The 13,645-nt window shown below is 62.4% G+C and carries 15 protein-coding genes and 1 pseudogene; 2 read left to right on the top strand and 14 right to left on the bottom strand.

The window, feature by feature from the left end; translation table 11 throughout:
• Positions 1-114: 114 nt before the first annotated feature.
• From L2A60_RS15665 to pdxH, 4 genes are all read right to left on the bottom strand, one after another.
• Entirely contained in the window at positions 115-1,065 is a 951-nt protein-coding gene (locus tag L2A60_RS15665; protein WP_235705386.1) for an MFS transporter, read from the bottom strand.
• Positions 993-1,379, bottom strand: coding sequence for an MFS transporter (locus L2A60_RS15660; RefSeq protein ID WP_235705385.1), 387 nt, complete (start codon positions 1,377-1,379; stop codon positions 993-995). The genes L2A60_RS15665 and L2A60_RS15660 overlap by 73 nt, the downstream gene beginning before the upstream one ends.
• 789 nt (positions 1,380-2,168) lie before the next feature.
• On the bottom strand, positions 2,169-3,449 hold the full coding sequence (locus L2A60_RS15655; RefSeq protein ID WP_235705384.1) for an amidohydrolase family protein: 1,281 nt from the start codon (positions 3,447-3,449) through the stop codon (positions 2,169-2,171).
• Positions 3,446-4,060 (bottom strand): pyridoxamine 5'-phosphate oxidase, encoded by a 615-nt coding sequence (pdxH, locus tag L2A60_RS15650; protein WP_262313196.1) that lies wholly within the window; start codon positions 4,058-4,060, stop codon positions 3,446-3,448. Before pdxH ends, L2A60_RS15655 begins: the two co-directional genes overlap by 4 nt.
• 75 nt (positions 4,061-4,135) lie before the next feature.
• Between pdxH and fabI the strand changes: the two genes are divergently transcribed.
• Positions 4,136-4,972 carry an enoyl-ACP reductase FabI gene (gene fabI / locus L2A60_RS15645; RefSeq protein ID WP_235705382.1) on the top strand — a complete coding sequence of 279 codons (837 nt, stop codon included), beginning with the start codon at positions 4,136-4,138 and terminating at the stop codon, positions 4,970-4,972.
• A 3-nt stretch (positions 4,973-4,975) separates the two neighbouring features.
• Here fabI and L2A60_RS15640 read toward each other — a convergent pair whose 3' ends face one another.
• The 5 genes and pseudogenes from L2A60_RS15640 to L2A60_RS20630 form a co-directional block, all read right to left on the bottom strand.
• Entirely contained in the window at positions 4,976-5,176 is a 201-nt protein-coding gene (locus L2A60_RS15640) for a hypothetical protein (protein ID WP_235705381.1), read from the bottom strand.
• Between the two features lie 32 nt (positions 5,177-5,208).
• Complete coding sequence (locus L2A60_RS15635; RefSeq protein ID WP_235705380.1) at positions 5,209-5,973, bottom strand: ABC transporter permease; 765 nt, start codon at positions 5,971-5,973, stop codon at positions 5,209-5,211.
• The gene (locus L2A60_RS15630; RefSeq protein ID WP_235705379.1) at positions 5,970-6,710 is read right to left on the bottom strand and encodes an ABC transporter ATP-binding protein; all 741 of its coding nucleotides are present in this window, start codon (positions 6,708-6,710) and stop codon (positions 5,970-5,972) included. Before L2A60_RS15630 ends, L2A60_RS15635 begins: the two co-directional genes overlap by 4 nt.
• A 9-nt stretch (positions 6,711-6,719) precedes the next feature.
• The gene (locus tag L2A60_RS20635) at positions 6,720-7,292 is read right to left on the bottom strand and encodes an ABC transporter substrate-binding protein (protein WP_268920282.1); all 573 of its coding nucleotides are present in this window, start codon (positions 7,290-7,292) and stop codon (positions 6,720-6,722) included.
• A 74-nt stretch (positions 7,293-7,366) separates the two neighbouring features.
• A pseudogene (locus tag L2A60_RS20630) lies at positions 7,367-7,726 on the bottom strand (ABC transporter substrate-binding protein); the annotation flags it as partial.
• A 107-nt stretch (positions 7,727-7,833) separates the two neighbouring features.
• Between L2A60_RS20630 and L2A60_RS15620 the strand changes: the two are divergent.
• Positions 7,834-8,169 (top strand): DUF1491 family protein, encoded by a 336-nt coding sequence (locus L2A60_RS15620; RefSeq protein WP_235705378.1) that lies wholly within the window; start codon positions 7,834-7,836, stop codon positions 8,167-8,169.
• A gap of 2 nt (positions 8,170-8,171) precedes the next feature.
• On the opposite strand, the gene L2A60_RS21025 is transcribed toward L2A60_RS15620, so the two are convergent.
• The 5 genes from L2A60_RS21025 to fdhF all read right to left on the bottom strand — a co-directional run bounded on the left by L2A60_RS21025 (position 8,172) and on the right by fdhF (position 13,635).
• On the bottom strand, positions 8,172-8,288 hold the full coding sequence (locus L2A60_RS21025; RefSeq protein WP_456237174.1) for an MFS transporter small subunit: 117 nt from the start codon (positions 8,286-8,288) through the stop codon (positions 8,172-8,174).
• 10 nt (positions 8,289-8,298) lie between these two features.
• Positions 8,299-9,663, bottom strand: a complete 1,365-nt coding sequence (locus L2A60_RS15615; RefSeq protein ID WP_235705377.1) for an L-lactate MFS transporter — start codon at positions 9,661-9,663, stop codon at positions 8,299-8,301.
• 63 nt (positions 9,664-9,726) lie between these two features.
• Positions 9,727-9,981 (bottom strand): formate dehydrogenase subunit delta, encoded by a 255-nt coding sequence (locus tag L2A60_RS15610; protein ID WP_235705376.1) that lies wholly within the window; start codon positions 9,979-9,981, stop codon positions 9,727-9,729.
• Positions 9,971-10,798, bottom strand: a complete 828-nt coding sequence (fdhD, locus tag L2A60_RS15605; protein ID WP_235705375.1) for a formate dehydrogenase accessory sulfurtransferase FdhD — start codon at positions 10,796-10,798, stop codon at positions 9,971-9,973. Before fdhD ends, L2A60_RS15610 begins: the two co-directional genes overlap by 11 nt.
• Complete coding sequence (fdhF, locus tag L2A60_RS15600) at positions 10,795-13,635, bottom strand: formate dehydrogenase subunit alpha (protein WP_235705374.1); 2,841 nt, start codon at positions 13,633-13,635, stop codon at positions 10,795-10,797. The genes fdhD and fdhF overlap by 4 nt, the downstream gene beginning before the upstream one ends.
• Positions 13,636-13,645: the final 10 nt, after the last annotated feature.

The raw sequence follows: 13,645 nt of genomic DNA, 5'->3' as shown, positions 1-13,645 counted from the left end.
AGGAAGGAGAAAAAGAACCGCTGACAGGCAGGGCCGCCCCGCGGGGCGGCCCTGCCTGTCCAACCCCGGGAGGTGGGCCAGAATTCATCAGCACAAGTGGGCCAGAATCCATTGTCACAGCCACCGCGGCATCACGGTGCGCATATGGCTTTCGAAATGCGCGGTCCGGCGTTGCCACAGGGTGGTGAGTAGCGTGACACCGAGATTGGCGCTGGATACCCGAATGAAATTGCTGGTGGTCGAGGCGACGGCCAGTTCTTCAGGCGGGATGCCGGACAGGACGATCATGGTCAGCGGCACGAACAGCATGCCGACGGCGATGCCCTGGATCAGTTCGCTCGGCATCGTCGCGGCGAGACCGACCGATGGATCGAAGAAAGCGACGGCATAGGCGCCCGCATAGATCACGAAGCAGCCGACGGCGAGCGCGCGCAGGCTGAAGAACTGGGTGAGTTTGCTCATCAGGGCGGCGATCGGGATCGCGGTGATGGCAAGGGGGATCAGAAGCACACCGCCCCACCAGCCGTTGAAGCCGAGATCGGTTTCCGACCAGAGCGGCAGGATCGAACTCCAGCCGACGAAGATCGACCAGCCGAGACAGAGAAGCAGCAGGCCGAAACCGAAATTCCGCCGCGCCAGATAGCGCAGTTGCAACAGCGGCGAAGGCTCGAACAATTCCCAGATGACGAACAGGACCAGCAACAGCGTCGCTACCAGGGCGACGTGACTGATGAACACCGAATGGAACCAGCCGAACTGCTCGCCCTGGTCGAGAACGATCTGCAAGGCGATCAATCCGGGCCAGAGAAGACCGAGTCCGAAAATATCAAAACGCGGGGGCGGCGTGGTGGGTCGGTCGTCGGGCAGGGCGATCTGCACCAGGGCAATCGAGACGACAGAGAGCGGCAGCACCAACCAGAAAATGTCGAGCCAGGAATAATTGGTCGCGAGCCAACCCCCGACGGCCGGGCCGAGGAAGAACGGCGCCAGCATCACGTTGCTCCAGAGCGCTGTGGCGAGGGTGTGCAAATGCTTCGGGTAATGACCGAGCAGCAATGTCTGCACCAGATGCCGGCGGAGATGCCCTGGGCACCGCGCGCTACCAGCATGAGCATGAGCGACTTGGCGATGATAGCGAGAGCGCTGCTCGAGGCGAGCATGATCACGCACAGGATGAACAGGCGCTTGAGCCCGAATTTTCGTGAAAACCAGGGCATCAATGCGATGCCGAGCGCCCAGTGGACCAGGAAATACGTCAGCGTCCAAAGCGCGTGATCGCTGCTGGTCGCGAGTGTGCCGGCGACATAGGGGTAGATGCTCTGCAGGGCGCCGCCGGCGAACGATCCAAGCCCGAGACCGAGGCCGACCCCAATCGTCATCGGGACCAGGGCGACCTTGGGCTGCGAAATAGCGGAAGCACGCCGATTTTCAGCCAGGGATGAGGCAGACATGCTGGCATAATTGTGCATCGGATGACCGCTGCCTAGAGCGATCGCCACGATGGTGCCGGGTGTCACTTATGCGTTTGCAGGGCGGCGGCTTCGCTTGGCAGAATCAGGGATGTGGCGGCCCGCCCGAACCCCGGCTGGGACCGCCCGGTCCTCTACCCGGTCCGCCGGGTCTGCCTGGCCCGCCAGGACGCCCAGATCCACCAGGGCCTCCAGGACCGACAGGACCTGGCCGTCCCGGTGGTCTAAAAGCAGAGCGCCAATGGGGGATCGGTCCGCCGGGGCGTGCGTGCGGCGCGCCTGGATAAGGGCGGGGGCGCGGCATTCGGAGTCCTGAGAAAAACCGGCCGGGTGGCGGTGGAAGAGGGGCACCGTAAGGTGGCCGCGGCGGACGCGGAGTGCCAGGCGGCGGTGGTGGTGGTGGAGCGTAATAGTAGCGGTAGTATTGCGAGGGGTAATAATACCACATCATATACTGCGCATAAAGCGGTGGGGAATAATATCTCCGATAATACGGTGGAGGAGCCCAATAACCGACATTATATCCCGGCGAACCGAAATTGAAGTTCAGCGACAGGTTTTGGGCTTCTGCGAATGGAGCCGTTGATGCGATACCAATCAAGGCCATGCTTCCAGTCCATAAGGCACGCCGTGTCAGATCATGCCGGGACATCATGTCTCTCCTCTTGTCTGTTCGCAGGGTTCACCGCGAATATGGCATCAATGCGGTAGGCGTAAATCTACCTCGACGATGTCGTTTTCAAAAATGACGCGGCTGCGGCGGGGTGGTGTTTCTGCAATGACCGTACCGCCGCGTAGCACATAGCGTCGGGTGGCGCGCGTGCGGATCGCCTCGATCGGGTCGGCGGCATCGAGCACGACGAGATCGGCACGGCAGCCGACCGAAACCCCGTAATCGGCGAGGCCCATCGCACGCGCAGCGTTGGTGGTCACGGCATCGAAACAGGTGCGCATTCCGGCGAGACCGGTCATTTGCGCGACATGCAAGCCCATCGCGGCCACCTCCAGCATGTCGTGGCTGCCCAGTGGATACCATGGGTCCATCACGCAATCATGGCCGAAAGCGACGTTCACCCCGGCTGCCATCAGTTCCGGCACGCGGGTCATACCGCGCCGCTTGGGGTAGGTATCGTGCCGTCCCTGAAGAGTGATGTTGATCAGGGGATTGGGGATCGCGGAAATCCCAGCCTCGGCGATCAACGGGATCAGCTTGCTCGCATAGTAATTGTCCATCGAGTGCAGCGAGGTCAGGTGCGAGCCGGTGACGCGGCCGTGCATGCCGTGCCGCGCCGTTTCGGCCGCCAGGGTTTCGATATGGCGCGAATGGGGATCATCGGTCTCATCGCAATGCATATCGACGGCGAGACCGCGTTCTGCGGCGATGGCCATCAACTGTCGCACGCTTTCGGCGCCGTCCGCCATGGTGCGCTCGAAATGTGGGATGCCGCCCACGATATCGACGCCTTTATCCAGCGCGCGGAGGAGGTTTTCGCGCGCTTTCGAATAGCGCAGGAAGCCGTCCTGCGGGAAGGCGACAAGCTGGATGGTCAGATAGGGGGCCATCTCTTCGCGCAAAGCGGTCAATGCTTCGACCGCGATCAAACGGTCGTCGCAGATATCCACGTGAGAGCGAACGGCCCCGATGCCCTGTGCGATCGACCAAAGGCAGAGACGCCGGGCACGGGCGTGGATCGCCTCGACGGTGAGATGCGGCTTGAGTTCGCCCCAGAGAGCGATGCCTTCGAGCAACGTGCCGCTTTCGTTCAAACGGGGTTGGCCGAGCGAAAGGGCGGAATCGAGATGCAGATGCGAATCGACGAAAGGCGGGGCCACCAGATTGCCGGCGGCATCGATGATCCGGGCTGCAACAACTGGAAGGCTCGGTTCGATGGCGGCGATTTTACCGTCATTGATGCCGATATCCATGCCGCGCCGCCCGTCCGGCAGCGTCGCGTTGTGGATGACGAGGTCGAAACTCATGGATACAGCCTCGATGCGGTCCAGCCAGTGCTGGTGGAGATGAATACCGCACGGTCGTGGAGTCGAAAATCGCGGTCTTCCCAGAACTCGATCGCCTCTGGGGTTACGCACCAGCCGGACCAGTGCGGCGGGCGCGGCACCGGTGCGTCGGCATATTTCGCGATCTCTTGTTCCAGGCGCTGTTCGAGCAGGCGGCGATCAGGCAGGGGGCGCGACTGGTCGGACGCCCAGGCACCGATTCGCGACAGGCGGGGGCGGGTTTCGAAATAGGCATCCGCCTCCGCATCGCTCACCTGCGCAGCGATGCCCTCGATCCGGATCTGGCGCTTGCGGCTCTTCCAGTGGAACAGGAGGGCGACGTGCGGATTCACGGCGATTTCGTCCGATTTGCGGCTTTCCAGGTTTGTATAGAAAACAAACCCAAGCCTGTCCCAGGATTTCAGCAGCACGATTCTTGCCGACGGGCGGCCGTCTTTCGTGGTGGTGGCAAGGGTCATCGCGTTGGGATCGTTCAGTTCGGACGCCTCGGCCTGCGTCATCCAGATCGCGAACAGGTCGAACGGGTCGGCGGCTAAGTCGATCATCGGTTGCTCTCTCCGGCGGATGCCCATACTTGATAGGTCATGCCGGCTTGTGCCACCACCCTGTCGACGCCACGCCGGCGACGTTCAGATTTGGAGCCCGACATGCAGGAATCCGCAGACACCCTTCCGCTCGCGGGCGCGCTGATGCGCGGCAAACGCGGCGTGATCATGGGGGTGGCGAATAACCGTTCGATCGCCTGGGCGATCGCTCAGGCCGTTGCCGCCCAGGGCGGGGAACTCGCCTTTACCTATCAGGGCGAGGCGCTGGAAAAGCGCATCCGTCCATTGGCCGAGAGCGTCGGTTCCGATCTGGTGGTCCCCTGCGACGTGACCGACGACGCGGCCCTCGATTCCGCCTTCCGTACAGTCGCCGCGCGCTGGGGCGAAGTCGATTTCCTGGTTCACGCCATTGGCTTCGCCGACAAGCAGTATCTGCGCGGACGCTATGCCGATACGCCGCGCGATGCATTCCTCCAGGCGATGGATATCTCCTGCTATTCCTTTACTGCGGCCGCCCAACGGGCGGGCGCCCTGATGAAACGGGGCGGTTCCATGCTGACTTTGACCTATCTTGGTGCCGAGCGGGTCACGCCGCATTACAACGTGATGGGGGTGGCCAAGGCGGCGCTGGAATCCTCGGTGCGCTATCTCGCGGCGGATTTCGGATCGAGCGCGATCAGGGTGAACGGGCTCAGCGCCGGTCCGATCAAGACGTTGGCCGCATCAGGGATCGGTGACTTCAGCTATATCCTGAAATGGAACCAGTACAATGCGCCTCTGGAGCGCAACGTGGCGCTCGAAGAGGTTGGTGCCTCGGGGTTATATTTGCTGTCCGATTTATCGCGCGGGGTGACCGGCGAAATTCACCATGTTGATTGCGGCTATCACATCGTGGGAATGAAGAACCCCAACGCACCGGATATCAACGCGGTGGAGTGAGTTTCAAATGGGTTTGTGGCCGCGCTCGACCAGGCGCTTTAGCAGGCCCGGCTTTTTCGTTTTGCCGGCGTGTTCGGGTCTGGCGGCCGCGACCTTGGCCTCCTGCTTTGCCTTGATCTTGAGCCACTCATCGAGACTTTTATTCGCCTTGGCGGCGCGTTTGCGTTCGTAGGCGATCTGGGCGTCGGTCATTTTGCGGATCATGAGCGCGCCTGTGCCAGAGGGTGCGGCTTGTTTCAAGAGGCGGCGCCGAACCGGCGCAGCACCGCCCGCTCGAAAGAGCCAAGGGCAGCATAGATCGTGATTCCGGCAAGGGCGAGAAGCGTGAGGGCAGCGAACATGCGCGGTATTTCCAGCCGGTAGCCGGCTTCCAGAATCCGCCCGGCGAGCCCGGCCGCGAATCCGCCGGAACTTGCCACAAATTCCGCGACGACTGCACCCACCAGTGCAAGAGTCCCGGCGATGCGCAGTCCGGCGAGAAAATAGGGCAGGGCGGCGGGCAGGCGGAGCAGAAACAGGGTCTGGCGCCGGTTGGCACCGTTCAGTCGGAACAGATCCGCAAGCTCGGGCGGCGTGGCTGCCAGGCCGGCGGCGGTGTTCGACAATACCGGAAAGAACGCGACGATGGTGGCGCAGACAACCAGAGCGGCGAATTGCTGGTTCACCCAGATGATGATCAGCGGCGCGATGGCAACAACCGGAGTGACCTGGAGCACCACTGCCCAGGGCTGGATCGCGGCGCGGGCAACGCGGCTCGCCGCCATGGCGAGAGCGAGGATCATGCCGAGCAACGCGGCGGCCACCAGCGCCGCGGCCGTGACCGCGAGGGTCGAGAGCAGCGAGATAAGCAGCGAGGTGTGGTCAATCCAGAAAGCAGCGACGATCGCGGTCGGTCCGGGCAGCACATAGACTGGCACGTGCAGGCTGCTCACCGCACCCTGCCAGAGACCAAGTCCGATGAGGCCAAAGGCGATCGGGGCAGCACGTTCGACGCTTGTCATGCCGGCATCACCGCGCGCAGGGTTTCGGTGACCTGTGCGGTGAGTGAAGCATAGGCGGGATCGGTCCGGCGATCGGCGGGATCGGGCAGGGGGCAGGGAATTTCCGCGGCGATCCGTCCGGGCCGAGGTGTCATCACCAGGATACGGGAGGCGAGATAGGCTGTTTCATAAATCGAATGCGTGACGAAAACCACGGTGGTTCGTGCCTCGCGCCATAATGCGTGTAGGTCGTCCTGCAGCCGGTGGCGGGTGAATTCGTCGAGTGCGGCGAAAGGTTCGTCCATCAGCAGGAGCCGGGGCCGCGAGACGAGGGCACGCGCGATCGAGACCCGCATCTTCATGCCGCCCGATAGCGAAGCGGGTTTCGCATCTTCGAACCCGGCAAGGCCGAGCTGGGCGATGGTCGCGCGCACCTCGTTCCGGGTTTCACTGAAGCTCTTGCCGGCGAGGCGCAGCGGCAGATGCACGTTCTGTTCCGCACTTGCCCAGGGCAGCAAGGTTGCATCCTGGAACACGAAACCGATATCACCCGGCGCCGGTGGCGTGCCGTCATTCCAGACGATCGTGCCGGTATCGGGCACATCGAGGCCGGCGAGAAGGCGAAGCAACGTCGATTTGCCGCAGCCGGAGGGGCCGAGCAGGACCACGAATTCGCCCGCGTCGATTCGCATGTCGATATCCGCGAAAGCGATGGTGCCGTTAACGAAACGCCGGCCGGCGCCGGTCAAACGCAGCATGGGGTCATGTCAGGGCGTTACGCCCATCGGGTGATGATCGACGAAGCGGAGCGTGAAGGCCGTACGGTAGTCGAATCCCTTGGGATAGAGTTTTGCTTCACGCATCTGCTCGTAGAAGGACCTCCAGCGCGCATCGGTCATTGCACCGATACCCATTGTCCTGGCGTCGCCGGATGAGACGATGCCATGCGCCTTCAATTGATCGTAGCCGTATTTCAACAGGGACATCGACATGTCCGGGTTCGCCTTGCGGATCAGCGCGAAAGCAGGTGCGGGGTTGCCGTCGAGATAGGATTTCCAGCCAGTGGCGGATGCGGCGATGAAGCGCTGTACCAGTGACGGATTGGATTTGATCAGTTTTTTCGATGTCGCGATCAGTTGCGCGTAGCCATCGAACCCGACTTTGTCGAGCCGCAGCACCACGGGATAATGCCCGATCTTCTGCTTGACCAGGAACGGCTCGGAGGTGAGGAACCCTTGGACTGCGAGGTTCTTGTTGGTGAAAAACGGTGCGAGATTGAAATCATAGGGCCGGATCTGGCTATCACTGTAATGGTATTTGTGCTTGAGAAACAGACACAACTCACCCGCGCGTCCGCTGAAATGGCGATTGGTTTGCCTTTCAGTGAGGCAAAACTGGTTTCTCCCGTGCCGTGGTGCGCCAGCAGAATGTCAGGGTCTTTCTGGAACATCGCCGCGACGGCGACGAACGGGATTTTCTCCTTGACGAAATTGAAAGCGAGAAACCCGTTCGAGGTGACGTCGAAATCGAGCCGTCCCGCGAGTAGGAGCTGCGCATTATTGACCTCGGGTCCGCCCTGGCGGATCGTGACGTCGAGCCCGTATTTGCGGTAAATACCGGTGGCAAGGGCTTGATAATAGCCGCCATATTCGGCCTCCGCACGCCAATCAAGCCCGAAAGTGACTTTCTGAAGCTTCGGCGCGGCTTCGGCATGCGGCACGCAAGCGAACAACCCGGCCAGTGTGGCGAACAGGAGCGGCAAGGAGCATAACATGCGCATGAGAGGCTTTCTGGTGACGGACGGCATACGACGTTCCTTGAGATATTGGCACGCACCGCAACATGAGCAGGCATCGGCACGGTCGTCGATAGATCAAGCCGGTGTCTGAGCCTCGGGTCAAGGCTGGAATCTGGGTGCAGGCGGCACTTCGCCTTGGTGCCGCGGATGGTCGACCCGGTATGGTGATCCATCGGGGCGATGCCGATGCCGGCGGGATTCTCGTTCTGCTGCGCGGCAGAATGGGGATCGTTGCCTTGAGCCAGACGCGGGACGGCGAAGGCAGGCCGGCGTGGCTGCGCGCCACCGGACCCAACCCGGTCGATGAGGCGCGGGTGGATTCCTATATCGAAAAACAGAGGCGCTTCGATCCCGATCTCTGGGTGATCGAATTCGAAGCGCCCGATTATCTGCCGCCCTTCGAGGCGAAATTGCTCTGACGTTACAGTCCGAAGAGTTTGCCGGCAGCAATCAGCGTGTGATAGACGCCCCAGGCGAGCGGAATGCCGACCAGTAGCCAATAGATGACAAGCTTTGGCGCATTTGCGGCGTCGTTCATGATCGTGTCCTCATTCGGCGGCTCTGGCGATGGCTTCATGGTGTTGCGCGCCAACCGGCGAGATCATTGCGTTGCAGATCGCGCCCACCAGCAGAAGCGCCGCCATGATATAAAGAGTGATGGTATAGGCATCTGCTTTGGCGACGCCGTGATGGATTTGGTACTGGCGGATATAGTCGACCAGCACCGGCCCCATCACGCCCGCAGCCGACCATGCCGTGAGAATCCGTCCGTGGATCGCGCCGACATGGCGAACCCCGAAAATATCCCGCAAATAGGCCGGGATGGTGGAAAAGCCGCCGCCATACATCGACAGGATCACACCGAAGCACAGGGCAGTGAGGGCAACGCTGCCAAGCAGGGCGGTATGCGGCACCAGAACATAGAGTGCGATGCCGAGGAGGAAAAATACGAAATAAGTCGGCTTGCGGCCAAGCCAATCGGATAGCGATGCCCAGAAGAACCGCCCACCCATATTGAACAGCGATAGGAAGCCGACAAAACCCGCCGCGGTGGCCGCCGTTACCCGGCCATGAAACATTTCCTGAATCATGGGGCTTGCCTGGCCGATCACCCCGATACCGGCCGTGACGTTCAGAAACAGCACGAACCACAGAAAGTAGAATTGCGGCGTGGCCATCGCGCGGTCGGCGGTGACGTCGTATTCGGAGATCAGTTTTTTTTGGGTCGTCGGCGCGACATAGCCGGCAGGAGCCCAACCCGCCGGTGGAACACGGACGATCAGGGCACCGATCAGCATGAAGATGGCATAGATGATGCCAAGGGCGACGAAGCTCGGTGCGACGCCGAGACTGGTCGCTGTCGTGAAATGATGCATCAGCAAGAAGGACAGTGGGGCCGCGATCATTGCACCGCCGCCGAAACCCATGATCGCGAGGCCGGTGGCCATGCCCGGCCGATCGGGAAACCAGGTGATCAGCGTCCGTACGGGTGAAATATAGCCGATTCCAAGGCCGATTCCACCGAGCACGCCATATCCGAGGAACACCACCAGCAGGCTATGGATCGAGACCCCGAAGGCCGCGACCAGAAACCCGCCGCCGAAGCACAGCGCAGCCGCCGTCATCGCCTTACGCGGCCCGACCCGGTCGAGCCAGGTGCCGGTAAACGCCGCGGAAAGGCCGAGAAACACGATCGCGACCGAAAAAATCCAGCCGACATCGACGAGATTCCAGTCGCCCGGCGCGTGTTTGGTGATGCCGATCAGTCTGGTCAGCGGCAGGTTGAAAACGCTGAATGCGTAGGCTTCACCGATGCATAAATGAATGCATAGCGCGGCTGGCGGTACCAACCAGCGGTTATAGCCATTGGGAGCGACCGTCTGTTCACGGTCAAGAAAACCGAGGCCAGCCATCGTGGATCTCCTCCAGTATGTGATTTTTATTTATTGTTCATTATAGCTGGATTGTGATCGATATCAAGAGATTGCGTTCATCTCCTGTAATTGCCGGATCGCCCTTTGTGCCCGCGGCAGTAGCCCGTCGCCACCGTCAGCGACATAGGCGATGATTTTCGCGCGCATCCGCGGGTCCCAGAACTTGCGGATATGGGATTCGATCGCGGCGACTGCCGGCTCATCGGGTTCGTAGGCGAAGAATGTGGTGATCTGGTTCGCCATATAGACGAGCCGCTGATCTTGCCCTTGGTGCAACAGGTTGACGTCATGCGACATGGGTTTCGACTCCGAACCGGATGCGGGATGGATGGGTGAAAACTTCGAACCCGTCGTCGCGCGCGACGGCGGCGAGGGTGATGCCGGCAGCCTCGGCGGCGCGCAGCGCGTGCGCCGTGGGAACCGAAACAGCGATGAGAATGGGTGCGCCAAGCAGGGCGGCCTTCTGGATCAGCTCGATCGAGACCCGGCTGGTCAGCAGGATCGCGCCCGAACCGCCGGAGCGTTGCGCGCGGGCGAGCCCGCCGACGACCTTGTCCAGCGCGTTGTGACGGCCGACATCCTCGCGCACCAGCACGGACTGATCGGTGGGATCGAGAAAGGCTGCCGCATGAATACCATGAGCCTGCCGGTTCAGCGTTTGCCGAGCCGACATCTCACGCATTGCCCGCATCAGTGCCGGGGCCGCGATCGAAAGGGAAGATCCAACCCGCGGGATCGCGCGGTTCGCCTCGGCCAGGCTTTCCAGTCCGCACAGCCCGCAGCCCAGTGCGCCCGCCAGATGGCGTCGCCGCTGCGCGAGCCGGGCCGAAACATCATGCGCAAGGCGCATCCGGCACTCGATGCCCTGTTCCACCATAACAATTTCGCAATCGAGGATATCGGCGGGACGTTCGACGATACCTTCCGACAGGCTGAACCCGACCGCGAAATCCTCGAGGTCGGATGGCGTCGCCATCATTACTGCGTAGCCGACCTGATCGTAGCTGAGCGCGACGGCCGCTTCCTCGGGAAGGGCGCGGCTGATCGCCGCGATGCCGCCGTGGCGGAAGGCGGTAGCGGCGACCCTGGTGACCGGCGCGGGCAGCATGGTCATTCGGCGGCGGCGACCTCGATCTGGCGGGTGCGGCGGCCGAGTTCGGCATAGTCGCGCTGCGCGTCGGTCGGGCCGTTCGACGGCGAGACCTGCACCGCCGTCACCTTGTATTCCGGGCAGTTGGTCGCCCAGTCGGAATAGTCGGTGGTGACGATGTTCGCCATCGTCATCGGGTGGTGGAAGGTGGTGTAGACCACGCCGGGGGCGACGCGTTCGGTCACCTTGGCGTGCAGGGCGATCTCGCCGGAACGGCTGGCGACCTTGACCCAGGAACCGTCGGTGACGCCGCGCTGCTCGGCGTCGTGCGGGTGGATTTCCAGCAGATCTTCCTTGTGCCAGGCGGAGTTTTCAGTGCGCCGCGTCTGCGCGCCGACATTGTACTGGCTGAGGATGCGGCCGGTGGTGAGCAGCAGCGGATAGCGCGGGCCGGTCTTTTCGTCGGTGGGCACGTATTCGGTGACGAAGAACCGCCCCTGGCCGCGCACGAAATGATCGATATGCATGATCGGCGTGCCCTCGGGGGCGGCTTCGTTGCACGGCCACTGCACGGAGCCCACACGGTCCAGAAGGTCGAACGACACGTTCGCAAAAGTCGGCGTCAGCCGCGCGACCTCGTCCATGATTTCGGAGGGATGCGCGTAGTTCATCGGGAAGCCGACGGCGTTGGAGATGAGCTGGGTGATTTCCCAGTCCTCGTAGCCATTTTTCGGTGTCATCACCTTGCGGACGCGCTGGATGCGGCGTTCGGCGTTGGTGAAAGTGCCGTTCTTTTCGAGGAAGGTCGAACCCGGCAGGAAGACATGGGCGAACTGCGCCGTCTCGTTGAGGAACAGATCCTGCACGACGACGCATTCCATCGCCGAGAGCCCGGCGGTGATGTGCTTGATGTCGGGGTCGGACTGGGCGATGTCCTCGCCCTGGATGTAGAGGCCCATGAAGGTGCCGTCGATCGCGGCGTCGAGCATGTTGGGGATGCGCAGGCCGGGCTCGGGGTCGAGCTTGATGCCCCAGTCGATCTCGAAGGACTCGCGCACGTTCTCGGTGCCGACATGGCGGTAGCCGGTATATTCATGCGGGAAGCTGCCCATGTCGCAACTGCCCTGCACGTTATTCTGCCCGCGCAGCGGATTCACGCCGACACCGACGCGGCCGATATTGCCGGTCGCCATCGCGAGGTTGGCGAGCGCCATCACCGCCGTGGTGCCCTGACTGTGCTCGGTGATGCCGAGGCCGTAATAGATGGCACCATTGCCGCCCGTCGCGTAGAGGCGCGCGGCCTTGCGGACCAGTTCAGGATCGACGCCGGTGGTCGCGGCCAGCGCTTCCGGGCTGTTGCGTTCCTGCGAGACGAACTCCGCCCAATGGGCGAAGGCGTCAGCGTCGCAGCGTTCGCGAATATAATCCGCGTCGATCAGGTTTTCGGTCACGATCACATGGGCGATCGCGCTCAGGATGGCGACGTTGGTGCCCGGGCGGATCGGCAGATGGTATTCGGCCTCAACATGCGGGGTGCGGACGAGGTCGATCCGGCGCGGGTCGATGACGATCAGCTTCGCGCCCTCGCGCAGGCGCTTTTTCATCCGCGAGGCGAAGACGGGGTGGCCGTCGGTCGGGTTGGCGCCGATCAGCAGCATAACATCCGCCTGCTCGACGCTGTCGAAATCCTGGGTGCCGGCCGAGGTGCCGAAGGTCTGCGACAGGCCATAGCCGGTCGGCGAGTGGCAGACGCGGGCACAGGTATCGACGTTGTTGTTCCCGAAGCCGGCGCGCACCAGCTTCTGCACCAGATAGGTTTCCTCGTTGGTGCAGCGCGAGGAGGTGATGCCGCCGACCGAGGAACGGCCGTATTTAGCCTGGATGTGCTTGAACTCCGACGCGGTGTGGGCGATCGCCTCGTCCCACGAAACCTCGTGCCACGGGTCGGTGATTTTGGCACGGATCATCGGCTTGGTGATGCGGTCGCGATGCGTGGCATAACCCCACGCAAACCGGCCTTTCACGCAGGAATGCCCGTGATTCGCCTTGCCGTCCTTGTAAGGCACCATGCGGACCACCTGCTCGCCGCGCATTTCCGCCTTGAACGAGCAGCCCACGCCGCAATAGGCACAGGTGGTGACTGCGGAATGCTCGGGCTGGCCGATTTCGATCACCGATGTCTCCATCAGCGTCGCGGTCGGGCAGGCCTGCACGCAGGCGCCGCAGGAGACGCACTCGGAATCGAAGAAATTCTCCTCCATGCCGGGGGAAACCTTCGAATCGAAGCCGCGCCCCGCGATGGTCAGCGCAAAGGTGCCCTGAACCTCCTCGCAGGCGCGCACGCAGCGCGAGCAGACGATGCATTTCGCCGGGTCGAACCGGAAATACGGATTGGAAACGTCCTTGGCCGCGTCGAGGTGATTGTCGCCTGCATAGCCGTAGCGCACGTCGCGCAGGCCGACCGCGCCGGCCATGTCCTGCAATTCGCAATCGCCGTTGGCCGAGCAAGTCAGGCAATCGAGCGGATGGTCGGAAATGTAGAGTTCCATCACCCCTTTGCGAATCCGGCCGAGCCGCTCGTTCTGAGTGTGGACCACCATGCCTTCGGCGACCAGCGTGGTGCAGGATGCCGGCGTGCCGGCGCGGCCTTCGATTTCCACCAGGCAGAGCCGGCAGGAGCCGAAACTGTCCAACATGTCGGAGGCGCAGAGCTTGGGAATCTGAGTACCGATTTCCATCGCCGCGCGCATCACCGAGGTGCCTTCCGGCACGCTGACCGCAACCCCGTCGATGGTCAGACTGACCAGGGTTTCCGCATTGGCCGGCTTGGTGCCGTAGTCGATTTCCTGAATGAGTCCCATGGCGGTTTTC

The organism is Acidiphilium iwatense, assembly GCF_021556475.1.
Classification (GTDB): Bacteria; Pseudomonadota; Alphaproteobacteria; order Acetobacterales; family Acetobacteraceae; genus Acidiphilium; species Acidiphilium iwatense.
Note: the sequence above shows the minus strand (reverse complement) of the source record. Positions and strands in the feature narration are given on the sequence as shown.